At 59.8% G+C, this 26998-nt stretch carries 21 protein-coding genes; 7 read left to right on the top strand and 14 right to left on the bottom strand.

Going from position 1 to position 26998, the window contains the following annotated elements; translation table 11 throughout:
* Positions 1 to 2: 2 nt before the first annotated feature.
* The 4 genes from ASD00_RS17295 to ASD00_RS17280 all read right to left on the bottom strand — a co-directional run bounded on the left by ASD00_RS17295 (position 3) and on the right by ASD00_RS17280 (position 4722).
* Positions 3 to 974: an ATP-grasp domain-containing protein gene (locus tag ASD00_RS17295; protein WP_057207715.1), complete on the bottom strand. Its 972-nt coding sequence runs from the start codon at positions 972 to 974 to the stop codon at positions 3 to 5.
* 51 nt (positions 975 to 1025) lie between these two features.
* Positions 1026 to 1937, bottom strand: a complete 912-nt coding sequence (locus ASD00_RS17290) for a methionyl-tRNA formyltransferase (RefSeq protein WP_057207714.1) — start codon at positions 1935 to 1937, stop codon at positions 1026 to 1028.
* A 687-nt stretch (positions 1938 to 2624) separates the two neighbouring features.
* Positions 2625 to 3656, bottom strand: a complete 1032-nt coding sequence (locus ASD00_RS17285; protein ID WP_057207713.1) for a DUF2955 domain-containing protein — start codon at positions 3654 to 3656, stop codon at positions 2625 to 2627.
* Entirely contained in the window at positions 3646 to 4722 is a 1077-nt protein-coding gene (locus tag ASD00_RS17280; RefSeq protein ID WP_057207712.1) for an HlyD family secretion protein, read from the bottom strand. Before ASD00_RS17280 ends, ASD00_RS17285 begins: the two co-directional genes overlap by 11 nt.
* A gap of 356 nt (positions 4723 to 5078) precedes the next feature.
* Here ASD00_RS17280 and ASD00_RS17275 point away from each other — a divergent pair, with 356 nt between their 5' ends.
* The 7 genes from ASD00_RS17275 to ugpC (ASD00_RS17245) all read left to right on the top strand — a co-directional run bounded on the left by ASD00_RS17275 (position 5079) and on the right by ugpC (ASD00_RS17245) (position 14238).
* A complete protein-coding gene (locus ASD00_RS17275; RefSeq protein WP_057207711.1) occupies positions 5079 to 6185 on the top strand; it encodes an AI-2E family transporter in 1107 nt (368 codons plus the stop codon).
* A gap of 436 nt (positions 6186 to 6621) precedes the next feature.
* A complete protein-coding gene (locus ASD00_RS17270) occupies positions 6622 to 7677 on the top strand; it encodes a LacI family DNA-binding transcriptional regulator (RefSeq protein ID WP_057207710.1) in 1056 nt (351 codons plus the stop codon).
* Between the two features lie 124 nt (positions 7678 to 7801).
* Positions 7802 to 9070: a sugar ABC transporter substrate-binding protein gene (locus ASD00_RS17265; protein WP_057207709.1), complete on the top strand. Its 1269-nt coding sequence runs from the start codon at positions 7802 to 7804 to the stop codon at positions 9068 to 9070.
* Positions 9071 to 9173: 103 nt separating this feature from the next.
* On the top strand, positions 9174 to 10070 hold the full coding sequence (locus tag ASD00_RS17260; protein ID WP_057207708.1) for a sugar ABC transporter permease: 897 nt from the start codon (positions 9174 to 9176) through the stop codon (positions 10068 to 10070).
* Complete coding sequence (locus tag ASD00_RS17255; protein ID WP_057207707.1) at positions 10067 to 10882, top strand: carbohydrate ABC transporter permease; 816 nt, start codon at positions 10067 to 10069, stop codon at positions 10880 to 10882. The genes ASD00_RS17260 and ASD00_RS17255 overlap by 4 nt, the downstream gene beginning before the upstream one ends.
* Before the next feature lie 11 nt (positions 10883 to 10893).
* Positions 10894 to 13140, top strand: coding sequence for a glycoside hydrolase family 2 TIM barrel-domain containing protein (locus tag ASD00_RS17250; RefSeq protein WP_057207706.1), 2247 nt, complete (start codon positions 10894 to 10896; stop codon positions 13138 to 13140).
* Between the two features lie 9 nt (positions 13141 to 13149).
* Positions 13150 to 14238, top strand: coding sequence for a sn-glycerol-3-phosphate ABC transporter ATP-binding protein UgpC (ugpC, locus tag ASD00_RS17245; protein ID WP_057207705.1), 1089 nt, complete (start codon positions 13150 to 13152; stop codon positions 14236 to 14238).
* 200 nt (positions 14239 to 14438) lie between these two features.
* Here ugpC (ASD00_RS17245) and ugpC (ASD00_RS17240) read toward each other — a convergent pair whose 3' ends face one another.
* The 10 genes from ugpC (ASD00_RS17240) to ASD00_RS17195 all read right to left on the bottom strand — a co-directional run bounded on the left by ugpC (ASD00_RS17240) (position 14439) and on the right by ASD00_RS17195 (position 26940).
* Positions 14439 to 15485 carry a sn-glycerol-3-phosphate ABC transporter ATP-binding protein UgpC gene (gene ugpC / locus ASD00_RS17240; RefSeq protein ID WP_057207704.1) on the bottom strand — a complete coding sequence of 349 codons (1047 nt, stop codon included), beginning with the start codon at positions 15483 to 15485 and terminating at the stop codon, positions 14439 to 14441.
* A gap of 23 nt (positions 15486 to 15508) precedes the next feature.
* Positions 15509 to 17230, bottom strand: coding sequence for a beta-fructofuranosidase (locus ASD00_RS17235; protein ID WP_057207703.1), 1722 nt, complete (start codon positions 17228 to 17230; stop codon positions 15509 to 15511).
* Positions 17231 to 17233: 3 nt separating this feature from the next.
* Entirely contained in the window at positions 17234 to 18127 is an 894-nt protein-coding gene (locus tag ASD00_RS17230; RefSeq protein WP_057207702.1) for a carbohydrate ABC transporter permease, read from the bottom strand.
* Complete coding sequence (locus ASD00_RS17225) at positions 18120 to 19055, bottom strand: sugar ABC transporter permease (RefSeq protein WP_057207701.1); 936 nt, start codon at positions 19053 to 19055, stop codon at positions 18120 to 18122. Before ASD00_RS17225 ends, ASD00_RS17230 begins: the two co-directional genes overlap by 8 nt.
* Positions 19056 to 19157: 102 nt before the next feature.
* Positions 19158 to 20450: a sugar ABC transporter substrate-binding protein gene (locus ASD00_RS17220; protein ID WP_057207700.1), complete on the bottom strand. Its 1293-nt coding sequence runs from the start codon at positions 20448 to 20450 to the stop codon at positions 19158 to 19160.
* Positions 20451 to 20492: 42 nt separating this feature from the next.
* Complete coding sequence (locus tag ASD00_RS17215) at positions 20493 to 21497, bottom strand: LacI family DNA-binding transcriptional regulator (RefSeq protein WP_057207699.1); 1005 nt, start codon at positions 21495 to 21497, stop codon at positions 20493 to 20495.
* A 221-nt stretch (positions 21498 to 21718) separates the two neighbouring features.
* Positions 21719 to 23092 carry an alpha-glucosidase/alpha-galactosidase gene (locus tag ASD00_RS17210; RefSeq protein ID WP_057207783.1) on the bottom strand — a complete coding sequence of 458 codons (1374 nt, stop codon included), beginning with the start codon at positions 23090 to 23092 and terminating at the stop codon, positions 21719 to 21721.
* 23 nt (positions 23093 to 23115) lie between these two features.
* Entirely contained in the window at positions 23116 to 24768 is a 1653-nt protein-coding gene (locus ASD00_RS17205) for an ABC transporter ATP-binding protein (protein WP_244496081.1), read from the bottom strand.
* Between the two features lie 34 nt (positions 24769 to 24802).
* A complete protein-coding gene (locus ASD00_RS17200) occupies positions 24803 to 25930 on the bottom strand; it encodes an ABC transporter permease (protein WP_057207697.1) in 1128 nt (375 codons plus the stop codon).
* Complete coding sequence (locus ASD00_RS17195) at positions 25927 to 26940, bottom strand: ABC transporter permease (protein ID WP_057207696.1); 1014 nt, start codon at positions 26938 to 26940, stop codon at positions 25927 to 25929. Before ASD00_RS17195 ends, ASD00_RS17200 begins: the two co-directional genes overlap by 4 nt.
* Positions 26941 to 26998: the final 58 nt, after the last annotated feature.

Here is a 26998-nt window from a genome sequence, read left to right as displayed (position 1 = left end):
GGTCACCCGTCAAAAAGAGCCTGATCATAGCGCAACATGAGTACTCCATCTCGCCAATCGTCGTTGGCGCTGACGGGAAGGCCGGCGACTTCCTCAAGCAGCCACTGCGCGAAACACGCCCCGGCGTGATCGGCAAGCGGATAACCGCCTCCGAACCGCGCGTTGAGTTCGATTACCTGCAATCCGCGGGTTGCATCGGCGATTGCCTGAAAGCAGAGGGCGCCGCGTGCGTCGGGCAGTGCCTCAGCCATCCCGCGCGCAAGCGCGGGAAGCTCCGCCAGGCGCACAGTTCGCCCCTTCTCGACTTCGCCCGCCCGCACCGAGAGCCGTTCGTGTGCGATGCAAGATCGGGCCACGCCATCACGATCGATGAACATGCTGATCGTGTATTCGGGGCCGGAGAGGTATTCCTGGACGATCATCGGTTCGGCGAAGTCTTTAGGAAGACCGCTTGGCTCGTGGATCACACTGATGGAGCGACTGGCGCTGCCTGAGCGCGGCTTGACGAAGACCGGCCACGTCCAGTCGGAGATCGCCTGGCGGGCATTCTCCAGCGTATCGGTGCGTGGGACGGCGAGGCCCGCCCGGTGGAACGTGTGCATCGTACGCAACTTGTCCCGGGCGATTTCCACCACCAAGGGTGGGCTCACATGGATCCGTGTCCCTGCCACGGCGAGGCGCTCGGCGTTAAGGGAAAACGGCAACAATTCGGGATCGATTGTCGGCACCACGAGATCGACGTTTTCTGTTTGACAGATGTCGGCGACGGCATCGATGAACGCCTCGTCGTCACAACTGGGCACGGCGTATGCCCGATCGGCCGTATGACAGGCGGCACTGAGCTCCGGCCTCCTGTCACACGCGATTACTCGCAGCGTCACATCAAGCCGCGCGGCCGCGGCGCGAAAGCACTGGATGAGTTCGACCCGCCGTCCGGCGGAAGAAAAGAGAACGCACAACTCCCGTCTGCTCATCGTTAAAGCCCTCCGTTGGCGCCTGTCGTCCTGGATTCAAGCTGCCCCTGTCTAAAGTCCCGGGCGGCCATCTGTCAGCTTGCCATGTAACGCTGGCCGATCCCCCTGCCAGTCAATGACTTCCAGGCAATTGCCGTCTCCACACAAGACGAGGAAGCCGGCTTTCGTGTACACTTGGACCTGGCCCGCAAGGCCGATATATTTGCCCGCATTCGGGTGCACGGTCGCGCGGGTGACAACGATCTTGCGATCGCCGAAAAAGGTGAATGCCCCGGGATAAGGATCGCCGACGGCGCGAATGAGGCGCTCGATGTCCACGGCCGAACTTCGCCAATCGATCAACCCATCCTCGGCTCTTCGGCGCGCGCAATAGCTTGCGCCCTGTTCGTCTTGCTGGATACCTTTCGCCGAGCCCTTCTCCAGAAAATCCGTCGCCTCGACGATCATCTCCGACAGGTTGCGCGTATGCTTGTCGTAGAGGGTCCGCGCGGTCTCGTCGGCGGCGACATCGAACAATCGTTGCAGCAGGATGTCGCCGGAATCCATGCCATCATCGAGCCAGAAGAGGGTCGATCCCGTGACCTTTTCGTTGCAGAGTATCGTCCAGGGGATGACTCCCCGCCCCCGTAGCCTTGGCAAGGCGGCCGGGTGGAAACCCAGGCAACCGCGTGCAGGGATGCTTCGAAACTGGGGGCCGCAGATCTGAGACCACCCGATGACAAGGATGACATCGGGCGCGAATTGTCGGAGGGTTGCAAGCGTGGCCTCGTCGTTGACATCAGAGGTTTCGACAACCTCGATCCCTGCTCTTCGCGCAATCGGCATAAGGTCGGCATGATCCGAATGCCGACCTGCTTTTGCACCGGGAAGGGTGAGGAGCAGGCCGGGCGGGCGACCCACAGACACGAGCGCTTCAAGAGCGATCCTCGAACCCTCGACTGTCCCGACGAATGCGACGCGCATCGATGATAACTCCGTAACCAAGGGAGAAAGGCAAGCTTGGGATGCAGCCTATGGATGGCTGCGTCAAAATTACATCATACTAAAATTGAGGCCAGTGGATTTGTTGGACACGAAACGCGTTCCTCCTTTTCCGGGGCCATCGCGAAGGCTTGTTCCGCTGTCCCAATTGAACCGGTGTTGATTTCATGCCCGCAAAGCCTTGATTTGCATGGGCCGATCGATGTTCAGGACAGACTGCTGTTGGAATGGGACAAGAAGAGCACTTAGTGCGGTTCTCAAAGCCTGCGAGGGCTTCTTTGTGCCGATATTGTTGAAAAAGTCCCAAATCGTGGGTTTGCCGAAAAGTCGGCCAATTCACGTTCTGCGTGAATGTTTGCTGCTTGATGCTGAATCAGTTCCGCTACACGGCTTACACGCTGCTTGATCGAAAATTGGCAGGCCCCCCACGCCAATTTTCTGTGTCGGCCTCTACGACTCTTCAAATAATCAGACCTTATAGAAAAACCGACTTTTTCCGCCACAAGCGGTCGCGGCAACAGCGGCCATTCGCGTTGACTACGGGGTTAGTTGGCGAGAGACGCTGCACTCTGGCGCTGTTCGCGATGATGTCCGCTGGGTTGTCAGCCTCCGCGGCTCGCCAAGGAGGAGGCAGCGATCAATCGGCGCGCGTCAGCCGCCGACAAGCACTCAATCGCGACTGCCTTCCTGCCGAGGCCAAAGCAACGTCGTCATGAATGTGGCAAAGGCGATGGCCACCAGTATGTAAGTGACGCGGGTGGAGAAGGACTCGGCGGCAGACCCCGGAAGCGGTGAGACGCCGGTTCCGAATACGAGGAGGAAGATCGTCAAGGCGCCCGCGTAAAGTTTGGCGGCCGGCGCACGCATGGCGGCACGACCGCCAAATACCAGGCCGGCCAGCAGGACCAATAGAAAGAGGAAAATGAGGGACGGCCGTAGCTGAAGCAGCCCGAATGCGACGGACGCGGCCACGCCTCCAGTGATATTGGTTATCACGATCCCCAGCGCCGCGCGCGTGCTGGCTGTTGCGTCGAATTGTGAGAGCAGTGACACGACTGTTATCGGAATGACAATCGCCGTGGCTAGCGCTTCGCGTGTCAGACAGGCAACCACCGCGATCAGGAGTATGGTGGTGTTGGCGGCAGCGTAGTGTGCCGCACGCGGATATGTCGTCGCCGTCGCCGGCTTAACAGTGGGGCTGCCTTTGTCCGGGATAAAGACATATGCCAGCCACATCAAGAGCATTCCGGTCACCACACCCTGCACCAGGATCATTAGAATGGTGTCGCCGAGATCCTCGTTCAGAATTGTGAGGAGCGGCACCATAACCGCAATGACCAGAACAAGAAAGATTGTGGGGCCGCCCTTGCCGTTCGCCTGCTGGTAGAAACATCCAAAGTAAATCAGCCCAAGCAGTAGCAACAGAACCGGCGGCCGGTCGCCAGTCAGCATCGTTACGAATTGCAGAAGTGCCCCGACGACAAGAATAAACAAAGTGACCGCTAACGCCTTTTGCAACGACATAGGGCGATCACTGGCGATGAGAAACTGTGCTGCAAACAATGGCCCGAGGAAGGGGATGATAGCCCCCGAATAAACTGAACAGGAAAAGCCGACCGCAACGGCAAGCGCTATGCGCAGACCCTTGCGCTTTACATTGACGCGGTCCTCCTCGTGCGAAAGATACGTGTCAGCTGACATAGGTCAGGACCGACAGAATTCGGATCCAGAGACTGCCGAGCGCATTGGTGACCGGATGGTCCCCGGTATAGATGACCACATTCGCCTGCGAACCGTACCGAACGCCCTTGGGCCGCCCTTCGTCGAGAACCAGGCGGACGGGAAAGCTCTGCGGCGTTCGCACCCATCCAGTGTCTGTGGAAATCTTCGGCAGGCCCGTCGCTGGGTCGACGCTCCCCTGAGCCACTCCCATCCCGATGCCTTCAACGGTCCCGGCGAAAATCTGACCGGGGAGAACATCGAAAAGCACCTCCACACGGTCGCCGGCGGCAACCATCTCAAGGCTGTTTTCCTTAAACGCGGCGGTGATCCAAATCGTGCCGGTATCGATGAAAGTCATTGCACTCTCGCCAGCGCTGAGCATACCACCGACGGAAAGCTGAAGATTGGTGACGACGCCTTCCGCCGGCGCTGAAACCGTCGTGCGCAGCAGATCAAGCTGAGCGGTTTCAAGCGCCGCGAGCGCCTCCTTCAATTGTGGATTGTCCTTTCCCGCAGGTCCAAGCTCCTCCTGAGCCCGCACGAGGTCGGCTGTGGCTGCATCCACGCCTGCATCTGCCTGATCCAGCGCGGCCGCGGCCTCATCATATTTCGCCTGGGCGTAGATACCGCGCCTGACAAGTTCCATGGCGCGGGTGGCTTGATCCTGGACGTTGGCGCGCACTGCCTTCGTCTCCACCACCTTGGCCTGGGCGACATCGACGGACGCCGTCGAAGCGCCGATCGTCTGACCTACCCCTGCAAGGCGTGCTTCCGCCTCGGCAACGGCGAGCCGGTACTGTTGCGGGTCCAGGCGAAACAGCATCTGGCCGGACGTCACGGCGCTATTGTCGGTCACGCCCACTTCAATGACCCGCCCGGTAACCTCCGGCGCTACGCCAACGACGTATGCACTGACGGTCGCCTGCGAGGAAGAAGGAGTACGCCGCTCCATGAACACCGTCACGACGAACAGAAGCAAAGCCACCAGGAGCACGGTGATTGCGACCGTGCGCTGCGGGTTTTTCTCTTTAACAGGCGCGCTCACTGTATTTGGAGCATCATTTTGAGGGGCCCCAGTTGTATCCGACGCCATGACGTTTCCCCTAAGACCACGCGGCCGTCGCGCCGAGGCTCTCCTTGCGCCAGCACCTGCGTTGGAATGGCAATTTAGTCCTAAGCTGCAGCCATCGCAACGGCCACCGATGCGATGCATAACCCAGGTATCCGCCCATAGAACCGAGCCAGGCTGAGGTGGCATCGGCTTCTCAAATGGCCTGTTGGGGGCGCGTCCAGCGAGCACTTTTGCGTCTGCCTTGCAGGAAGACCGAAACAGGTAAATAATCAGCCAGAGTACCAAGCTACCTGGGAAATCCGGATTGGCTGGGAAGGGGGCCAGCAACAATGGAGCCGAAGGTAACAATCCCTGAGCGCGCGCCGTCGCTTTTAAGAATGCTCGACGCAGCACTTCAGATCGGACTAGTAGCCTTACTGATCTTTGCCTGTAGCCGCATCATATTGCCTTTTGCTGGCATCCTGTTGTGGTCGGTGATCCTCGCGGTCATGCTCTATCCGCTGCACCAACGCTTGGTTGCCCGGGTCGGCAATCGCTGGTCGGCGACGTTAATCGGGTTGGTCAGCGTTGCGCTGCTGCTGGTTCCATTGGTCATGGTTGTGACGTCGCTTGGATCTTCCATACTTGAGTTCGTCTCGGGCTTGCAAGACAGCAGCCTGACGGTGCCACCGCCGCCGACATGGCTTGTCGACCTCCCGCTGGTCGGCCAGAAATTGACCGAGACATGGGCTCTCGTCGCGACAAACATGCCGGCGGCGCTTGCCAAGTACGGCAAGATGCTAGGTGGAGTTGCATCATGGCTGGCGTCGTTCGCGGGCGGTTTGGCCGCCGGTCAGCTGTCATTCGTGCTTTCGTTCGCAGTCGCTGCCGTGCTCATCGCCTATGGCGAGGGCGCCACCGAGTTCGCCAGACGTCTGTTGGAACGTATCACCGGCAGCAAGGCACAAGGTACCCGGCTAGTTGCAATGACGGCCGCGACGATTCGAGGTGTGGCGGTCGGCGTAGTCGGCGTGGCCGTCATCCAGTCGCTGCTGATCGGGATAGGCTTTTTTGCGATAGGTCTTTCGGCAGCCGGAGTTTTGACGCTTTTGGTGCTATTGTTTGCCATCGTGCAGGTGCCGGCGGTGTTGGTAACACTACCTGTCATAGCCTATGTTCTTGCGACGGAAGCGACCACGCCGGCGATCATCTTTTCGATCTGGACCATCATTGCCGGGCTCAGCGACAACCTCCTCAAGCCATTGATGCTCGGCCGCGGACTTGACGTTCCAATGCCGATCATTCTGATCGGTGTAATCGGCGGCATGATCGCTGACGGGCTTCTCGGCCTGTTTGTGGGCCCTGTGCTCCTGGCTGTTGGCTATGTACTGCTCATGGAGTGGCTGCGGGACGAACCCATTGAGGGCGGGCCGCGAACTGAATATCCGCCGCCATAATCCCGGTCATTGCTCTTGGCTTGCTGGCGACGTTGGCCTGATTAGCATTTCAGGTGCTGGCATCGGTTTTTGCCGCCCGTTACTTCGCCCGGACCTCCCTGTGGCGGGATGACTGCGAACACCTTGCATTCGACCAGGCAACCTCTTCGAGTTCCCTTAGCTGCTTGATCAGGAGCCGCTGTGAGCGGTCACCGAGTTCTCTTTTCAGGGCATTGGACCGCAAGGTACCCTTGAGAAGATCATACAGGATCATGCCTTGTCACTTGCCGCTGATGAGATTGAGCGCCGCATACATTGTGATGGTGGCGTTTGGCTGCGTTGGCGCCTAATTGAATGTTGAGAGTAAAAATTTACTGAAGACGATTTCGAAATCCCGTTGCATATGGCACATTCGCCAATGACAACGATCGCCCTATGACAACAATGGAATGACGGCATGGTCACTATCAAGGAAATCGCCAAGAGTGTTGGCGTGTCGTCGGCTACGGTTTCGAGGGTGCTCAACTACGACCCCGCCCTGTCGATCTCACCGGCAAAACGGCAAGCGATCATCGAGACGGCCGAGGCTCTGAACTATGAGACCCCGCGCAATCGCAACAAGGCGAACGGACAGGCTGCCCCCAGCCTTTTGACCAAGCTCGTCATCGTGCATTTTCTCGAGCCTTCGGACGAGATTGCCGACCCCTATTACGTCGGCGTGCGGCTTGGCATCGAAAGCCGCTGCCGCGACCTGAGGACGGAGATCGTCAAGGTCTTCCATTCAGACGCGCTGCCTGAGGCGTCTTTGCTTGCAGGCGCATCGGGCGTCATCGTCATAGGCAAGCATTCCGACAACGAGATCGCATGGCTGAGCAAGAATGCTCCACATGTCATTTTTGCCGATTTCGACCCGAGGAGCGACCTGATCGACAGCGTGTTTTCCGATGTGGGGCTCGCCACGTGCAAGATCCTCGACGCTCTGAAGTCCAGCGGATACAAGCGCATCGGCTTTATCGGCAGCCACGAGAACCTCAACGGCACTGTCCAGCATTTCGCCGAGCGCCGATGTGTGGCCTATATCGATTGGCAGAAGAAGAACGGCACCTTCGCGCCTGAGCTTTTGGCGCTCTCCGATTGCTCATCGGGTCAGAGCCTCCGGCTCGAAACCGGCTATCGTCTCGCGCGCGATTTGCTGTCGCTCACTGACCGGCCGGATGTGATCGTGACATCCAACGACAACATGGCAATCGGCACCTATCGGGCGATCCTGGAATTCGGCCTTTCGATCCCGGCCGACATTGGCGTCATATCCTTTAACGACATCCCCGTTGCCCAGTTCCTGACGCCGTCGCTGACCACGGTGCGCATCCATGGCGAACATATCGGCGAGACAGCCGTCGATCTGTTGCTCGAGCGACTTTCCGGCCGCAGCTACGGCAAGCAGGTACGCATCGCCACGGAACTCGTTTGGCGCGACAGCTGCCGCAAGCCCCTGGAATCCTTGCCGTTGTGAGCTGTTCGCTGCGCGTGATAAATATTTACTAAATCTTCCTTGCGTGTTGCCTGAATTTCGGTAAATCTTGCGCGGACGGCAGGAGAGGAGAACCTGCCCTCAGCAAGTTTCTAGGGAGGAAACGATGTACCGCAAAACGAACCTGTCGCGCGTTGCGGCTGGCGTGCTCGCCGCAACAAGCCTGCTTGCGTCCACCGCCGCCTTTGCCGGGGAAGTCACGATCTGGTGTTGGGATCCCAACTTCAACGTTGCGATCATGAAGGAAGCTACGGCGCGCTATAGCGCGACGCATCCCGAAACGACGTTCAACATCGTCGATTTCGCCAAGGCCGATGTCGAGCAGAAGCTGCAGACGGCACTGTCGTCGGGCACCACTGACGCGCTGCCGGATATCGTGCTGATCGAGGACTACGGTGCGCAGAAGTACCTCCAGTCCTTTCCCGGAGCCTTCGCCGAGCTTTCCAGCAAGGTCGATTTTTCCGGCTTCGCGCCCTACAAGGTTCAATTGATGACGATGGACGGGGCCGTCTACGGCATGCCGTTCGATTCCGGCGTCACCGGCCTCTACTACCGCAAGGACTATCTGGAGCAGGCAGGCTTCAAGCCTGATGATATGCAGGACCTGACCTGGGACCGTTTCATCGAGATCGGCAAGCAGGTCGAAGCCAAGACCGGCAAGAAGATGCTCGGCCTCGACGTCAACGATGCGGGCTTCATCCGCATCCTGATGCAATCCGCCGGCGGCTGGTATTTCGATAAGGACGGCAATCTTTCGATCGAGAACAACGCCGCCCTGAAGGCAGCGCTCGAAACCGAACAGAAGATCCTGCAGGCCAATATCCATAAGCCGGCTGCCGGCTGGACGGAATGGGTCGCGACCTTCACCTCCGGCGATGTCGCCACCGTGACAACAGGCGTTTGGATCACCGGTACGGTCAAGGCCCAGGCCGATCAGTCCGGCAAGTGGGGCGTGGCACCGATTCCGAAGCTTGACGTCGAGGGCGCCTCGCATGCGTCCAACCTTGGTGGTTCCAGCTGGTACGTAACCGCCAGCTCCGCCGAGAAGGACGAAGCCATCGACTTTCTCAACGAAGTCTATGCCAAGGACGTCGATTTCTATCAGAAGATCCTGACGGAGCGCGGTGCCGTCGGCTCGCTGCTCGCGGCCCGCAACGGTCCCGCCTATTCTGAAGCCGATGCATTCTTTGGTGGCGAGAAGGTCTGGCAGAACTTCTCCGACTGGTTGGCGAAGGTTCCAGCGGTCAATTACGGCGTCTTCACCAACGAGGTGGACACGGCAGTAACGGCGCATCTGCCTTCGCTTGGCGAGGGCGCGCCCATCGATGACGTGCTGAAGGCGGTCGATAGCCAAGCGCAGGGCCAGATCCAGTAACGGCTCAAAGGCAGGCGGCAACCGCCTGCCTTCTCGCTCGGGCGCATGCGGCCATCACGTCGCGTGCCCTCCGCAACATCATCCCTTTTCGTTGAGGGCACCCATGGCTGCCGGCAAAACAGGCGGATTGAAGCGCTACTACGACCTCAACGGCTGGCTGTTCATCGCCCCGTCCTTGCTTCTCATCGCAATCTTCCTCGTCTATCCGATTTTGCGCTCGCTCTACCTGTCCTTCTTCTCGGGCAAGGGAATGATGATGAAGTTTGCCGGCTTCGGAAACGTTGCACGGCTATGGAACGATCCGGTCTTTCTTCAGGCTCTGAAAAACACCGTCACCTTTTTCATCGTCCAGGTGCCGATCATGATCACGCTGGCGCTTCTGCTTGCCGCGGTCTTGAACAACGACAAACTGAAGTTCATCGGCTTTTTCCGCACCGCCATTTTCCTGCCCTGCGTCGCCTCGCTCGTTGCCTATTCCGTGCTTTTCAAAAGCATGTTCTCCGTCGATGGCGTGGTGAACTCCGCACTTCTGGCGGTCGGCCTGATCGCCACCCCGATCGGCTGGCTGACGGAACCCTTCTGGGCCAAGGTGCTCGTCATCCTGGCCATCACCTGGCGTTGGACCGGCTACAACATGATCTTCTATCTCGCTGCCCTGCAGAACATCGACAAGTCGATCTACGAGGCGGCGCGGATCGACGGCGTGCCCGCATGGGCTCGCTTCGTCTACATCACAGTACCAATGCTGAAGCCGGTGATCCTGTTTACGACGATCATCTCGACCATCGGCACGATCCAGCTGTTCGACGAAGTCTACAACCTGACTGAGGGCCGCGGCGGCCCGGCGAACGCAACGATCACCCTCTCGCTCTATATCTACAATCTCACCTTCCGCTTCATGCCGAGCTTCGGCTACGCGGCGACCATTTCCTACGTCATCGTGATCATGGTGTCGCTTCTGTCCTTCCTCCAATTCTACGCGGCGAGGGATCGGTCATGAACGCCTCGCGCCTGGCCACAACCGCACTGCAATACGCCTTCCTCGCGGCTGCAGCCTTCCTGTCGATTTTCCCGTTCATCTGGATGGTGATCAGTTCGACGAACAAGTCGATCGACATCATCAGCGGCAGAACGGGTATCGGCGACGCCTTCGGTACAAATGTCACCAACTTCTTCGCACAGGTCGACGTGCCGCTGGTTTTCTGGAACTCCACGAAGGTTGCGGTGCTTGCAACGCTTTTCACGATCGTCGTGTCATCGCTCGCCGGCTACGGTTTTGAGATGTTCAGGTCCAAGGCGCGCGACCGGATCTACGCGCTCGTGCTTCTGACACTCATGGTGCCGTTTGCCGCGCTGATGATCCCGCTGTTCATGATGATGGCGAAGAGTGGTCTCATCAACACGCATATCGCCATCATGCTGCCGACGATCGCGTCCGCCTTCATCATCTTCTACTTCCGCCAGTCGACAAAGGCCTTTCAGACAGAGCTTCGCGATGCCGCCAAGGTCGACGGCCTCAAGGAATGGCAGATCTTTCTCTACATCTACGTTCCGGTGATGCGCTCCACCTACGCGGCTGCCTTCGTCATCGTCTTCATGACCAACTGGAACAATTACCTCTGGCCGCTCATCGTCCTCCAGTCGAACGAGACCAAGACGATCACCCTCGTCGTCTCCTCGCTCGCCTCGGCCTATTACCCCGACTACGGCGTGGTCATGATCGGCACGATCCTCGCCACGCTCCCCACCCTCCTCGTCTTCTTCGTCATGCAGCGCCAGTTCGTGCAGGGCATGCTCGGCTCAGTGAAATAGGAACGTCGTCAATGCGCATTACTGAAAACTTCAATGCCGACTGGGTCTTCCGCAACGGCTTCGAGCCGGCACATGTTCAAGCACTTCAGCCGGGTGAAACCGTGCGGCTGCCGCATAGCGCCGTCGAACTGCCCTACAACTATTTCGACGAGACCGATTACCAGAAGCCCTTCACCTATCAGAAGCGGCTCGACTGGCGCCCAGAATTCGAGGGGCGCGAAGTCTCGCTCGTCTTCGATGCCGCCATGGCCGACAGCGTCGTCTATCTGAATGGTAAGGAGATCATCGCGCACAAGGACGGTTACACGCCCTTCGAGGCACGATTGACGCCGCATCTCACGCGTGGCGAAAACCTGATCACGGTCAAGATCGATGGCTCTGAGAACCCCGAGATCCCGCCCTTTGGCGGCCAGATCGATTACCTTTGCTATGCCGGGATCTACCGCGACGTCTGGTTGAAAGTGGCAAGCCTCGTCTCGATCGCCAATGTGAAGATCGAGACGCCGGATGCGCTTGCCGAAAAGAAGTCCGTCACCGCTCGTGTCTTTCTCTGCAATCCGCAGGGGCACACGTTGTCCGGTATGCTTTCCGCCAAGATCCGCCGCAAGGGTGGTGGCGACGTTGCGGCTTCCTCGATCAAGTTCGAAGGCAACGAGGTGGCCCTCACCTTCCCCGATCTCGCCGATATCAAACTCTGGGATATCGATAATCCGGTGCTCTACGCCCTGTCGCTCAAACTCGAGACAGAGCACGGCGAAGACGTGCTGACGCAACGTTTCGGTTTCCGCACTGCGCTCTTTACACCGGAAGGCTTTCTGCTGAATGGTCGACCATTGAAACTGCGCGGATTGAACCGGCACCAGGCCTTTCCCCACACCGGCTACGCCATGGGTCGGCGCGCGCAGGAAAAAGACGCCGACATCCTGAAGCATGAACTCGCCTGCAATGTCGTGCGGACGTCACACTATCCGCAGTCGAAGTGGTTCATCGAGCGCTGCGATGAGATCGGCCTGCTCGTTTTCGAGGAGATCCCCGGTTGGCAGCATATCGGTGGCGAGGCCTGGCAGAAAGAATCGATCGAGAATGTGCGCCGCATGATCGAGCGTGACTGGAACCATCCTTCGATCATCATCTGGGGCGTTCGCATTAACGAAAGCCAGGACAACCACGCCTTCTACGCGGAGACCAACCGTCTGGCGCGCGAGCTTGATCCGACCCGCCAGACCGGCGGCGTACGCTTCATCACCAATTCGGAATTGCTCGAAGACGTTTACACGATGAACGACTTCATCCTCGGAAACGAGGAGTTGCCGGGCAACAACCGCGGGCGCGTGGTGCTGCGCGATCGGGTGGAGACGACGGGTATTCGCCGGCCGATCCCCTATATGATCACCGAATACAATGGCCACATGTATCCGACCAAGCGCTTCGACCAGGAACAGCGCCAGGCCGAGCATGTGACGCGTCACCTCTTGATCCTCAACGCCGTTGCCGGCGACCAGGATATTTCCGGCTCCACCGGTTGGTGCATGTTCGATTACAACACCCACAAGGACTTCGGCGCCGGCGACCGCATCTGCTATCACGGTGTGCTCGACATGTACCGGATACCGAAACTTGCTGCCTATGCCTACGCTTCGCAGGGAGATCCGAAGGACAATGTCGTGCTTCAGCCGGTGACCTTCTGGGCACGCGGCGAACGCAATATCGGCGGCGTACTTCCCCTGATCGTGCTGACGAACTGTGACTATGTCGAAGTGAAGTTCGGCGAATGGCCGACAAAGCGGATCTACCCGGACAGGGAGAACTACCCGCATCTGCCGCATCCTCCCGTCGTGCTCGACCTGCGCAGCGTGACGCCTGAAGAATTCGGCACCTGGGGTCGGGTCTGGCGCGAAGGTACCTTCACCGGCTACGTCGACGGCAAACCGGTCAAGACGCTGACCCTTCCGGCCGACCCGGTCCCGGCGACGCTGGAGGTCGTAGCCGACGATACGGAGCTTCGCGCCTGCGAAAAGGATGCGGTGCGCGTGGTGGTGCGCGCGCTCGATCAATGCGGCAATCTGCTGCCCTATTTCGAAGAGCCTGTCCTGCTTTCGCTGGATGGCCCCGGCCGGATCATAGGGCCCTCAGAACATACGCTGAAGGGCGGCGCGACCGGCTTCTGGATCGAGGCCGGCGAGGCCAAGGGCAAGCTCGAACTAACGGTGACGAGCCGCCGCTTCGAGAACCAGTCCATCACCTTTACCGTCAGCTGAGTACCCGCCATGGCCGAAGTCCGTCTTACCGACATTCGCAAGCGCTTCGGCGCGCTCGAAATCATCAAGGGTGTCGATCTGTCGATCGATGCCGGAGAGTTCGTCGTTTTCGTTGGCCCATCGGGCTGCGGAAAGTCGACGCTGCTGCGCATGATCGCCGGTCTGGAGGACATCTCCTCCGGCGAACTCACAATCGGCGGCGAAGTCATGAACGACGTTGACCCCTCCAAGCGCGGCATCGCCATGGTGTTTCAGTCCTATGCGCTTTATCCGCACATGACGGTGCGTGAGAATATGGGCTTCGCGCTCAAATTCGCCGGTATGGCAAGAGAGGAAGTCGATAGCCGGGTCAACGACGCGGCACGAATTCTCGAGCTTGAACCGCTGCTGGATCGCAAGCCGAAGGCGCTCTCGGGTGGTCAGCGGCAACGCGTCGCGATCGGCCGCGCCATCGTGCGCAATCCGCTCGTCTTCCTGTTCGACGAGCCGCTGTCGAACCTGGACGCCGAGTTGCGTGTGCATATGCGCGTCGAAATCGCCAAGCTGCACAAGGAACTGAAGTCGACCGTCATCTACGTGACGCATGACCAGGTGGAAGCGATGACGCTGGCCGACAAGATCGTCGTCCTGCGGTCGGGTGTCGTCGAACAGGTGGGCGCACCGCTCGATCTCTACGACGACCCGGCAAACACCTTTGTTGCCGGCTTTATCGGCTCACCGCGCATGAACTTTCTGAAAGGCCATGTCGCAAACGTCGCAGACGGCCGCGCGACTGTGGCACTCACGAGCCAGCCCGGTGTCGCGTTGACTCTACCCGTTACATCGACATCTGTTGCCATCGGCGACGTCGTCACCCTTGGAATTCGCCCCGAGCATTTTCTCGCTGAAGGCAAGGGTGATGTTGATCTCACAGTCAAGGTCGATGTCGCAGAGCACCTCGGCAATACCAGCTATGTCTACGCTCATGTCTCGGACAGCGAGCGGATCATCATCGAACACGGTGACGTCCGCAACATCGCCAGTCGCGAAACCCTCAGCATCGGCATCGCCGCATTACGGTCCTTCCTGTTCGACAAGGATGGCATCCGTCTCAGATAGCGAAATCGGTGGCTCCGTAGCAGAGGCGATCGTTTTCCTAGCCTTTTCGGCTCGACCGATGGTCGCGCGTCATCGCCGCTCGAAGGAAGGGGTAACGGCTGTCCTGCCCCCGTCCGACCTCGAAGAAGCGCCGCTTGCGCGCAAGTGATCGAACTGTGCGCAAGCGGCGTCGAAACCCGTCAACTGACGAAACCATTGTCTCAGTTCAATCGCGAGCCCTGTGACGAAAACAGGTGGATTTTCGCCAGATCAGGGGCGATCGCCACGGTCTGCCCGGGTCGAAGCTCCATTCGATCGCGGATCACCAATGTCGTATCGAATGCGCCGAGCTTGACGACCAGATGCGTCTCGGCGCCAGTCGGCTCCACCACGCCGACTGTCGCTGGAATGCCGCTCTCGGCAATAGCCAGATGCTCAGGCCGGATGCCATAGGTGTGCGCAGCACCGCCGGAATAACTCGGCGGCAGCGGAAGCGTTTTGCCGTCCTCTGTGACGAACTGCCCATCGAGGATCGAGCCGTGGAAAAGGTTCATGGCGGGCGAACCGATGAACGTGGCGACAAAGGTGTTTACGGGTCGATCATAGAGGTCGAGCGGCCGGCCAATCTGCTCGACCACACCACCACGCATGACGACGATCCGGTCTGCCATTGTCATTGCCTCGATCTGATCGTGCGTGACGTAGACTGTCGTTGTCTTCAGCCGCTGGTGCAGATCCTTGATTTCGGCACGCATGGTTACGCGCAGTTTGGCATCGAGGTTCGACAGCGGTTCGTCGAACAGAAACACCTGGGGATGACGGACGATCGCACGGCCCATCGCCACGCGTTGGCGCTGGCCGCCGGAAAGTTGCTTCGGCAGGCGGTCGAGCAAAGGTTCGAGTGCCAGGATATCGGCCGCCTCCTTTACCCGGCTTTGGATCGCGGCCTTGTCCTGTCCCTTCAGCTTCAGCGCAAATCCCATATTCTCCGCCACAGTCATATGCGGATAGAGCGCGTAGCTTTGGAAGACCATGGCGATATCGCGTTCTTTGGGCGCGATATTGTTGACGATGCGGCCGCCGATGCGGATCTGGCCACCGCTGATGTCTTCGAGACCGGCAAGCATACGCAGCAATGTCGACTTGCCGCATCCAGAGGGCCCGACGAGTGTGACGAACTCGCCATCCTCGATGTCAATGGAAACATCGTGAATAACCGGAACGGCGCCATATTGCTTTCTAACCTGTTCGATCGTGACAGATGCCATTGCTTATTCCTCCCCTTGCGCGATCACAGTTCGAGTTGCCAGATCGTGGCGGCGGTAATGTTGCCCGCGGGCGCTGATAGGCGTGCCGTGCTGACGGCGGCAAAGCCTGGCAGACGTTTCGTTCCCGTCCAGCGACCGTTGTCGGCGAAGACCTCAATCGAGCCGACATCGAGGAAAATACGCAGCGTCGACGGTTGCGCCCCGACAGCGATGTAGCGCGGTGCGCCCTTGCCGTCCGGCAGGTCGTAGTGAATGATCAGGCCTTCCGCTCCGAGCTGAACGCCGAGGCCAACGTCCGGATGATCAAGCTCGAGATGAAACTGCGCACCCGGCCCCGCGAGTTCGATGACGATCTCGACCGCCCCGTTGTTAAGGCCGACAGGCTCCTGCCCCTTGAGTTTGTTGTCGTCGATCAGGTCACGACGCAGCGTCGCAACCGTTTCGACCGGCGGCGTCAGCAATGCGTCCTTTTCCAGCAGCAGCTGGCGAGGCAGTGTCATTGCCGTTGGAAAGTCTACTTTTTTTGACACCTCGGTCCAGTTGGCAAGCCAGGCGATGCCGATTGGCCCGGATCGATCGACGAATGCCTGGAAAGCATAGGCATCGGTCGCGAAATCCAGTTCCTGCTCGAATTCCTTGACGAAGCTGCGGCCGTCGAAGCGGCCGACAGTCGCCGCTGTGATGTTCCGGCGGCCGGTCTGCGGGTCGCGGCTCGTCAGCAGTCCGAAGATGAGCGCCCAGCGCGTTTTCGGATCATCAGCCGGGCCGTCGAGCGGCACGATGCACGGGCACTCCGCCGCCGTCATCCCGTACCGGTCTTCCCGGTGGATAATGCCGACAAAGGTCCAGTCGGAAGCACCGTTCGGATCGCCACATTCGTAGAGCAGGACGACGCCGCCGGCGCGGTCGCGGCTGCCGATCAACATTTTCCAAAGGTGGTCCGGGCCCTTGAAGACATAGGGGTCGCGAAAGTCGAGCGTCAGGTCAAGGCCGGACGGCCGGTGGGCAAGAATGATCTCTTGCGCGCCGGCCGTGATTTGGTCGTGCGATACCGCCGTCAATTGGATCTGCTCTTCGGGTTCCCGGTCCTTGACCTGCTCCGTGAAGAAGACACGGATACCCGGTTCACCTGACGATAGCGGAATTGCCGAGCCGGAAAACGCCCCGCCGCGGCCATCGGCGCGGGCCGAAAGGTCCGAGGAGGGAAACAGGAAGATCGGCAAGTGTCGCCAATGAATGTAGTCATCCGATAGGGCATGGCCCCAATGCATGGTGTTCCAGCGCAGGCTGTGCGGATAGTGCTGGTAGAAGAGATGGACATGGTCGCCGAAACGGCCAAACCCGTTGGGATCGTTCATCCATCCGAAGGGTGGGCGGAAGTGGTACCCGCCGACGACCGTCGGCGCCGCATTTTCCCGGCTGCTGTGCAGGATCTGAACGCCCTCGGTCAGCACATTCTGGTGCTGAAAGGCATAGGCAACGGAGACCTGCGTTGTGGTCGGATCATAGGAGAGAACGGTTCGGCCGCCCTGCCCCAGGTCCAGGCTGCGCTGCTCGAATTCGTCGCTGTTGGACGCCATCAGACGGTCGATTTCGCGGCCGGCCACGGTCGCTTTGATCTCGGCCGATGTTCCCATCTGTCTCGCTTTGAGCCAGATGTGGATCGTGGTCGCATCCGCAAGGACTGCGCTGATGTTCTCGACGTCTGCCGCGGCGGCCGAAGCGGTTTCTGCATGCGTTGTCATTGATCAACCTTTCACGGCCGAACCAACGAAGGAACTTACGAACCAGCGCTGGAAGGCAAGATAGAGGGCGAGGATAGGCAGCATCATCAACACGGATGCCGCCATAGCGCGGTCCCAATAGATGCTGTCCTGGCCAAAGAACGTAGCGATCGCGACGGCTATGGGCCGCGCATAGTCGGTCTGGGTGACGAGGATCGGCCAAAGGTACTGGTTCCAGCTCTCGATCCCCATCAGGATCGAGACAGTGGCAAGTGCCGGCAGGCTGAGCGGCAGGAAAATCGACCGGTAGATGCGAAAGATCGATGCTCCGTCGATCTGCGCGGCCTCGAAGAGCTCCTTCGGAAGCTGGGCAAAGAATTGGTAGAAGAGGAAGATATAGAGCGGGCTAGCGATCCAGGGCACGATCTGCACGGCGAATGTATCTGTTATTCCGGCGCGTGACACCATGATCACGAGCGGCATGATGATGCTTTCCTGCGGAATGACGTAGAGGGCTATGACCAGCGAAAGGATAACTGCGCGGCCGCGTACGGAGCCCCAGGCAAGGACAAAGCCTGCCATAGAATTGACGATCAGGCCCGACCCGACCGTCAGCGCGAGGATGATTAGCGAATTCAGCAGATAGCGCCCAAAGGCAAGCTCGCCTGAGAAATTGCCGACCTCCGCAAAGTTGGCGAGCGTCGGATCGGAGACCCAGAACGCCCTGAAACTCCCCATGTCGGCCAGGATCTGGAAACGATCGTCCTTCAGGCTGGCAATCAGCAGCATGAACAGGGGGGAGACGATGACGAGCGCGATAACAAGGATGCAGGCCGTCTGGACGATGCGCAGCGAACCAACGGCCGAGCGGGTGTGCATCGCCTGAGCGTGTGGTGTGGAAATTGCGATATCAGACATCGAAACGCCTCAGAAGTTGACGCTGAAGCAGCGCGATAACGAGAACGATGAGAAAGAGAATGACCGATACGGCCGAAGCATAACCGAGCTTCTGCTCCTCGAAGCCGGAACGCACCATGTAGTGGACAACGGTCTCCGTGCTGCTCTTGGGACCGCCTTGGGTCAGGATGGCAACCTGGGTATAGAGCTTGAATGCCTGGATTGTCGTAATCACCAGCACGAAGACATGGGTCGGCCGCAAGCCTGGCATGGTCACATGCCAGAAGCGCTGCAGCGCGTTCGCGCCGTCGATCCGCGCTGCGTCGTAGAGTTCATCCGGAATGGACTGAAGGCCAGCGAGATAGACAATCATCTGGAAGCCGTAGGCCTGCCAGGCCGACAGCAGCACGATCGAGAACATTGCCCAGTTGGGGTCCCCGAGCCAGTCGATCGGTTCGATGGCTCCGCCCGACAGGAAACCGATCACCTGGTTGAATGGTCCGGTCGGGTACTGAAAGAGCGTTCCCCAGATGACGCAGACGACGACCATCGACGTGATCGCTGGCAGGAAGAACAGTCCGCGAAAAAGATTTCGAAACGGCATCTTCTGGTGCAACAGCAGTGCGGTGGCAAATGCCAGGCCGCATTGCACCGGCAGGATCCAGAAAGTGAAGCGCGAGACGTTCCAGAGCGATGTCCAGAAGAGATCGTCCCTAAAGATGCGCAGGAAGTTGCCGAAGCCAACAAAACGGACCGGCGTTGGCCGCGGGACCAGCGGTTGATTGGTCATCGCCGTCCAGAACGACAACAGGAACGGAACGATAAGGAATATCGTCAGCAGCACCACTGCCGGCGCAAGCATGCCCATCTCCTGAAGCAGCCGGCTCTTGTCCCGGCGCCAGGCGGGACGCGCTGCAATCGCCGGCTCGGCTGATTGTTGCAATGTCATATTCTCCTCCTCCTCCTCCTCGGATCGATGCGCAGGCCGGCGACGGGTACGATGGCGTCAGACCGGCTGCGGCCGCACCATCGTGGTCCCGTCTTTGGTTGCCTATTGCTGCTCGTCGAATGGCGGGTACCCGTCGTTCTCCTCGATGTCTTCGTCGATCTTGGCCGCGGCCGCCGACAATGCCGTCTTGGCATCGCCCCCGTTGAAGATCTCGTCGACGGCCTGCATGAAGGTCGATGTGATGACTGGATAGGCCGGATGCGGAGGACGCGCGACCGCGGTCTTGGACGCCTGTTCGAATGCGACGGCGAGCGGACCACCGGTGTTGTACAAGGGCGATGCTGCCGCGAAGCTTTTCAAACCGGGATAGCCGGAATCGGCGATTGCATAATCCCGGTAGAGCTTGTCCTTCAGCATGAAGCTGACAAACTTGCCGGCGATGTCCGGATGCTCGGAGGCGGTCGTGATGCCCCAGATCCAGGTGCCGTTGGGGCTAGCACCCTTCGGCCCGAACTTCGGCAACGGCATGACGACGATGTCGTCCTTCATCGACGCGGCAGCTTCGGCGTAGAACCAGTGGCCCCCGAGTGCGAGCGCTGCAGGATGGCCTTCGGCGAAGAACTGGTTGGTGCCGGACGATTGCGGCACGACCCAGCCGTTCTTCACCCATGTCTGCATCATAGTCAGTGCCTTGACGCACGCATCGCTATCAAGGGTGCCCGTCGATTTCCAGGTCGTGCGATTGATCAGGTCGCAGCCCGCCGACTGCAGGATCGGGCCGTAGGCGTAGGTGATCCATTCGGTTTTGATGCCGTAACCGCGAAACGTGTCGATCGGCCACTTGACGCCATCGACCTTTGCCAGTTTTTCGAGGTAGCCTTCGAACTCTTCCTGGGTCCAGGCATCGTCCACGGACTTCGGAATGCGGGCGCCGATCGCTTCCAGATACTTCCTGTTGCCGTAGAGCACGACGGAGGAGTCGGTCAGGCCGATTGCATAGAGATCCTTGTCGATCGGATAGGTGCCCTGGGCGATGTTCGACGGGGTCATGTCATCGAGCACATCCTGATCGATCAGAGGCTTGATCGGCTGCAAATAGCCGGACCAGACATAGTTGGCGAGGAAGGGGGCATCGAGCTCCATGACATCAGGCAGTTGTTTGGACATGACCGCTGCGCTGAACTTTTCATTGTAGGCATCGTGCGGTGCGTAGATCAGCTCGACATCCACATCCGGATTGGCGGCTTCGAAGCGTTTGGCGACTTCGCCATAGGTCGAAACCCAACCTGGGTCGCCTTGGTGCATGACATGCAAGACTGTCTTCGCCTCTGCACCCACGGCGGTGGCCATAAGGGCAACCGACCCCATTAACGTTGAAAGTAAACGTTTACCCATCGCTGCAACTCCTCCTCAACAGGGTTTGGTCTTTCAGTTTGATCAGACGGATGAGCGCTCCACCAACTGGAACGCGAGTTTGCGCACCTCGCCGGGGGCGCTATTTTCGGCAAGCAGAATGTCTGCTGCCAGGCGGCCCATGGCACGGTGCGGCAATGCCATGGTCGTCAAAGGGGGATCGAGCCTGGTGGCAATGTCCACCTGGTTGTCGAAGCTTGCGACTGCGACGTCATCTGGAATTTGTGCACCCACCCGGCGCAATGCGGCGTAAACTTCCATGGCAACGCGATCGTTGCCGCAAAGGATCGCATCCGGGCGCTCCGGTCCGTCCATCAGCGCGGTTACGTGTGCAAGCACGAGGCTGTGCGCCCGGTCGCTATAGATCGCCCGGCGGACCGCCGGCAGGACGCAGGCACCACCTGCATCAAGCCCGGCTTCGTCAAGGGCACGCCGGAAACCGGCTTCGCGCAGCTCTCCTGCCAGAAGCCCCGGCAGGTTGATAAAGGCAATGTTCCGGCGGCCAGCCTCGATCAGATAGGTCGTGATCTCGTGAGCGGCAGCGATCTCGTCCGGCACCAAGGACGTCACTTTGCCATTGGCCTCACGGCAATTGATCATGACGCCGACCGTATCTGCGAACTCCGCCGGCAGCGATACCATCTTGTGATACATCGCGGCGTAGGCAATCGCGCGTGGGCGGAAGCGGCGCACCTCTTCAAGCACGGAGGCCACGTCGCGACCTCCGCCGAGCGTCATTGCAAAGACCGCCATGTCCGCCGCGCGGGCGGCACCATCCAGTCCGCGGATGATCTCGGTGGCGAAGGGCGAGGTGATCAAGTCATCGGCAACGACACCGATCAGTGGCATCCAACCCTGTCGCATGCCACGAGCGGCCAGGTTAGTGACGTAACCCAACTCTTCGGCGATTTCCTTGATGCGCAGTCGCGTTTGTTCGGACATCCGCGCCGAGCCGCCATGCAACGCGCCCGAAACGGTCTTGATGGAAACGCCAGCGCGTTCAGCAATATCGCTCAATGAGGTCGTCACGGGCAGGCCCTGGGTTAACGGTTACCCAGTAACTACCCGATCGCGATAATTGAGTCAATCTCAGGCACCAATCAACTGCAGTAGGGGTTTGTAGCAAAGGGTTTACCACCCGCACCGGCATAGCATGTTGATTGCAACTGACCCGTCCGGCTGGCGACCGAAGGAAAGCCCCGGAACTGGGAGGTTCCGGGGCTTCCTCGCCGCGCGACCGGGAGAAAAAGCTACGCGGCGTGAACCTTTCTTTCGCTTCTTGCCCATTCCGGGATCCAGTTTCCGTGAGCGGCAAGCAGGTCGTCGGTGAGCGACCAGATCTGATCGAGATCGAGCTCGGCGGCCGTGTGCGGATCCATCATGGCCGCATGATAGAGATGCTCGCGGTTCTCCGTCAACATCGCGGCGACCGTCAGTTCCTGCACGTTGATGTTGGTGCGGATCAGTGCGGTCAACTGCGGCGGTAGATCGCCGATAAAGGTCGGCTGTATGCCGTTTTCATCCACCAGGCATGGCACTTCCGCTGCGCAATTGTCGGGCAACGAGGTGATGCAGCCATTGTTGCGCAGGTTGCCGTAAATGACCGAGGGCTCGCCGGTCCAGACGGAGTTCATGATCGAGGAGGCATACTCCTTCGACGGCTTGACCTCGATCTTGTCGGCGGAGCGATAGGCCGCCGCCTGCCCTTTCCAACGCTCGATCTGCTCGATGCAGCGCTTGGGATATTCGTCGAGCGGGATGCCGAATTTTTCGATCAGATCGTCGCGGCCTTCCTTGATGAAATAGGGCGTGTATTCGGCGAAGTGCTCCGAGCTTTCGGTGACGAAATAGCCGAGCCGCGTCAGCATCTCGTAACGCACCTTGTTCGGGCAACGCGGATTCCAATGGCTGGGCTTCGGGAAGCGGCCTTCGCGATAACCGCGCAGGAGATCTGGATAAAGGTTGCGATAGGATCCGTCCGGCTGGCGGTGCTCGAATTTGAGGAAGAACGCCATATGGTTGATGCCGGCCGAGCGGTAGCGGATCTCCTCGTAAGGAATGTTCAGATCCTCGGCGAGTTCCAGCGCCGTGCCCTGCACGGAGTGGCAAAGGCCGACCTGCTTGATCCGGGGATATTTCTCGGCGATCGCCCAGGTGTTGATCGCCATCGGGTTGACGTATTGCAAGAGGATTGCCTCTGGGCAGACCTCGGTCATGTCGGCGCAGATCTTCCACAGATGCGGCACGGTGCGCAGCCCGCGCATAATGCCGCCGACGCCAAGTGTGTCTGCGATCGTCTGACGCAGGCCATACTTCTTCGGCACTTCGAAATCCGTGACCGTGCAGGGCTCATAGCCGCCGATCTGGAATGCGACGACGACGAAGTCGGCACCATCGAGCGCCTTGCGCTGGTTGGCGTGCAACTCGATGGTCGCTTTGGCGCCGAGCGTTGAGATCAGTTTTCGTACGACGACTTCGCTTTCCTCGAGCCGTTGCGGATTGATGTCCATCAGCGCGATCTTTGCATCCGACAGGGCCGGACGCTGCAGAACGTCGCCGATGATGTTCTTCATGAACACGGTCGAGCCGGCGCCGATGAAAGTGATCTTGGGTTGTCTGGTCATGGATTGCCTCTGCTTTCTGACGATCATGCTGCCACATCGAAGGCGGCTCGAACGAGCCGCTCCGTGTAGGCGGTCTTGGGATTGGTAAGAATGTCGTTCACCGGCCCTTCCTCGACGATCTTGCCGTGCTGCATGACCACGACGCGGTGGCAGAGTGCGCGCACGACCTTGAGGTCATGGGAGATGAAGAGGTAGCTCAGGCCCCGCTCATCCTGCAGTCGGCGCAAGAGATCGATGATCTGCGCCTGAACGGAAAGGTCGAGCGCCGAGGTCGGCTCGTCGAGCAGGATGAATTCCGGCTCGAGCGCGACGGCGCGGGCGATGGCGATGCGCTGGCGCTGACCGCCGGAGAATTCATGCGGGAAGCGCGACAGGATATTGCCCGGCATGCCCGCCGCGACCAGCGCATCCACGACCCGGTCGAGCCGTTCCTTGCGGTTCTGCCCTATCCCGTTGACGACGAGCCCCTCCTCGATGATCTGGCCCACCGACATGCGCGGGTTGAGCGAGGCAAAGGGATCCTGGAAGACGATCTGCATGCGCGAGCGCAACGGCCTCATTGCGGTGCGGTCCTTGTCGTGGATCGGGACGCCGTCGAAGAAGATTTCGCCGCCATCGGTGTTGATCAGGCGGATCAGAGCCTGTCCGAAGGTTGTCTTGCCCGATCCGGATTCGCCGACCACTCCGAGCGTCTCATGTTTGCGCAGATTAAGGCTGAGACTGTCGACGGCAACGAGCTCGGAAAGCTGGGGTCGGAACAATCCGCCCTTCTTCAGCATGAAGGATACGCGGACGTTTCGTCCACCGAGTATGATCGGCACATCGTCCGGCAGCGGATTGGCCGCCCCCGATGGTTCCGACGACAAAAGCCGCTTCGTGTAGGGATGCAGCGGATTGCCGAATAGAGCGGCGGTGGTGTTGTGTTCCTTCACCTCGCCATGCTGCATGACATAGACGTAGTCGGAAAACTGCCGCACCACGGTCAGGTCATGGGTGATCAGGATCACCGCCATGCCAAGCTCGCGCTGCAACTCGCGGATCAGGTTGAGGATCTGCGCCTGAACGGTGACGTCGAGCGCCGTCGTCGGCTCGTCAGCGATCAGCACGTCAGGCTCGTTGGCAAGCGCCATGGCGATCATGACCCGTTGGCGCTGGCCGCCGGAAAGCTGGTGCGGATACTGATTGAGCCTGAGCTCGGGATCCGGGATCCTCACATGGCGCAGCAATTCGATGGCGCGCTCGGTGGCCGCGCGCCGGCTGAGCTTGCGATGCGCCCGGATCGCCTCGACGATCTGCGCGCCGACCGTGTAGACGGGATTGAGCGAGCTCATCGGCTCCTGGAAAATCATCGCCAGGCGATTGCCGCGCAGGCCCCGACGCTCACGCGCGGAAAACTTGAGCACGTCCTTGCCGTCATATTCGATGCGGGACAGCGAGGCGATCGTCGCGCGTTTCGACAGAAGCCCCATAATGGTGCGCGCCGTCACCGATTTGCCCGAACCGGATTCGCCAACGATGGCGATGGTCTCGCCGCGATAGAGCTGGAAGGACACGTCCTTCACCGCCTCTTCCGTGCCGTGTTCGACCTTGAAGTTGACCGCGACGTTGCGCGCGTCGATGACCGGCTTGCCGTCTCGGCTAGAAAGGTCCTTCCTTTCGACGGGAGCAGCGGCCATGAAGTCGATCGTTTCTGCCATGAGACGCTCCTCCTCAATAGGGGTCGATTGCATCGCGCAGGCCGTCGCCCAGCGCATTAAAGGCGAAGACTGTGACAAGCACGAAGGCAACGGGCGATAGAATCCAGGGATAGGACCCGATGACCGAATAGGTGGCGGTGTCCTGCAGCATCAGTCCCCATGAAATCAGCGGTGGCTTGACCGCAAAACCGAGGAAGCCCAGGAACGATTCCAGCAGGACCACCTGGGGGATCGACAGGGTGACGGCGACGATCACATGGCTCATCACGTTCGGGAAAATGTGCTGGAAGATGATGCGCCGATCGCTGGCGCCGACGGCGATGGCCGCCCGCACATAGTCGATACGGGCGAGCGCCAACGTCTTGCCGCGAACCTCGCGCGACATCTGCGCCCAGCCGAGCGCCGACATGACGATGATGACGAAGGCGAGGAACACATTCGTTGGCGCCGTTACCGGGATCAGCGACGTCAGTGCCAGATAGAGCGGCAATTGCGGAAAGGCCAACACCAGCTCGACGAAACGCTGTGTCCAGGCATCGAAGCGCCCGCCGAAATAGCCCGAAGCCATGCCGACGGTGGTGCCGACGACAGTGACGATCGAGACGACGACCAAGGCGATCATCAGCGAAATACGCGATCCATGGAGAATGCGCGAGAGCACGTCGCGGCCGAACTTGTCGGTTCCGAGCAGGTGGACCGGTGAACCGTCGATCGCGCCGAAAAGGTGCCGCTCGGCCGGGATCAGGCCGAAGAGCCGATAAGGCGATCCCTTGACGAAGAAACCGAGGACCTGCGGATTGGCATAGTCCGGGCCGATCTTCGGCTGGAAGGTGATGGGATCGAGCTCTTCGGTCTCGCGCAGCGGATAGCTGCGCGGCGGGAAGGCGAAATCGCCGTTCTGATCGCTGAAGCTGATTGCCTGCGGCGGTGCGAAGCCGACACCGGTCGCCTTCGGATCAACCGGTGACAGGAAATCGGCGAAAATCGCCATGACGAGCAGCAGACCGACAAGGATCAGTCCGAGCATCCCGGTCCAGGAGCGTTTGAGCCGACGCCAGACGAGCGCCGAATAGCTTTCGTTGTGCTGTTCGTCCTTGGGGTCGACGGCAAGGGGAATGGCGCTATGCATCTCGATGGTCATGCGTGGGCTCCTCCCCCCATGCGCACGCGCGGGTCGAGAGCGGCGAGCAAGAGGTCTGCGATGATGTTGCCGAGGATCAAGGTCGCCGAGAGCACCAGCATGAAGGTTGCGGTGACATAGACGTCTCCCACCCACATGGAGCCAACGATGGCGGGACCGACTGTCGGCAGCGCGAAGATGATTGCGGTCTCGATTTCGCCGGTCAACATGTAAGGCAGGACGACGCCCTGATACATGATCAGCGGATGCAGGGCGTTGGGCACGGCATGGCGCATGACCACGGCCCCTTCGCTCAAACCCTTGGCCCGGGCGGTCTCGACATATTGCGCATTTAGCGTGTCGAGCAGATTGCCGCGCATCACGCGCATATTGTAGGCGAGGCCGCCGAAGGTTGCGATCGCCACGACCGGCCAAACATGTTTGATGAGATCGACGAACTTGCCCCAGGACCAGGGCGCGCCGCCATAGCGGGCGGAGTGGAAGCTGTTGATTTCGCTGACATTAAAGTGGAAGACGAGGACATAGACGATGATCAGCGCCATCAGGAAGCGCGGCACCGTCATGCCGAGGAAGGAGACGGTCGAAAGTAGGCTGTCGATCCAGGAATATTGCCGGGTCGCTGCAATGATGCCGAAGGAAATGCCGATAACCGACGCAAGGATATGGCAGACGAGAGCAAGCACGAGCGTGCGCGGCAAGCGCTCGCTGACGACATCGGCGACGGGCTTGTTGTAGTAGAGGCTGTGGCCGAAATCGCCGCGCGTCAGAATGCCTGTCATCCAGGTGACGTATTGGACCGCCATCGGCTTATCGAGACCATGCTCCTTGCGATAGGCCTGGGCCTGCGCATCGGCCTCCTCGAAGGACGCCCCGCCCTGGTTGATGAGCTGCGAGCGGATGTAGTCGCTATAGTCTCCCGGCGGCGCCTGGATGATGGCGAAGGTCGCTACGCTTAGGACCAGCAGGACCGGAATGGCAGAGGCGATGCGGACAAGCAGAAATCTGAACATGCCGTTTCCTTCTGTCGGATGGACTTGCAGTGCGCCGGCTAGAGACGGCGCACCGGGT

The organism is Ensifer sp. Root31 (genome assembly GCF_001424825.1).
Taxonomy (GTDB): Bacteria; Pseudomonadota; Alphaproteobacteria; order Rhizobiales; family Rhizobiaceae; genus Ensifer; species Ensifer canadensis.
The sequence above is the reverse complement of the archived record's forward strand: the minus strand, read 5'-3'. Positions and strand labels throughout refer to the sequence as shown.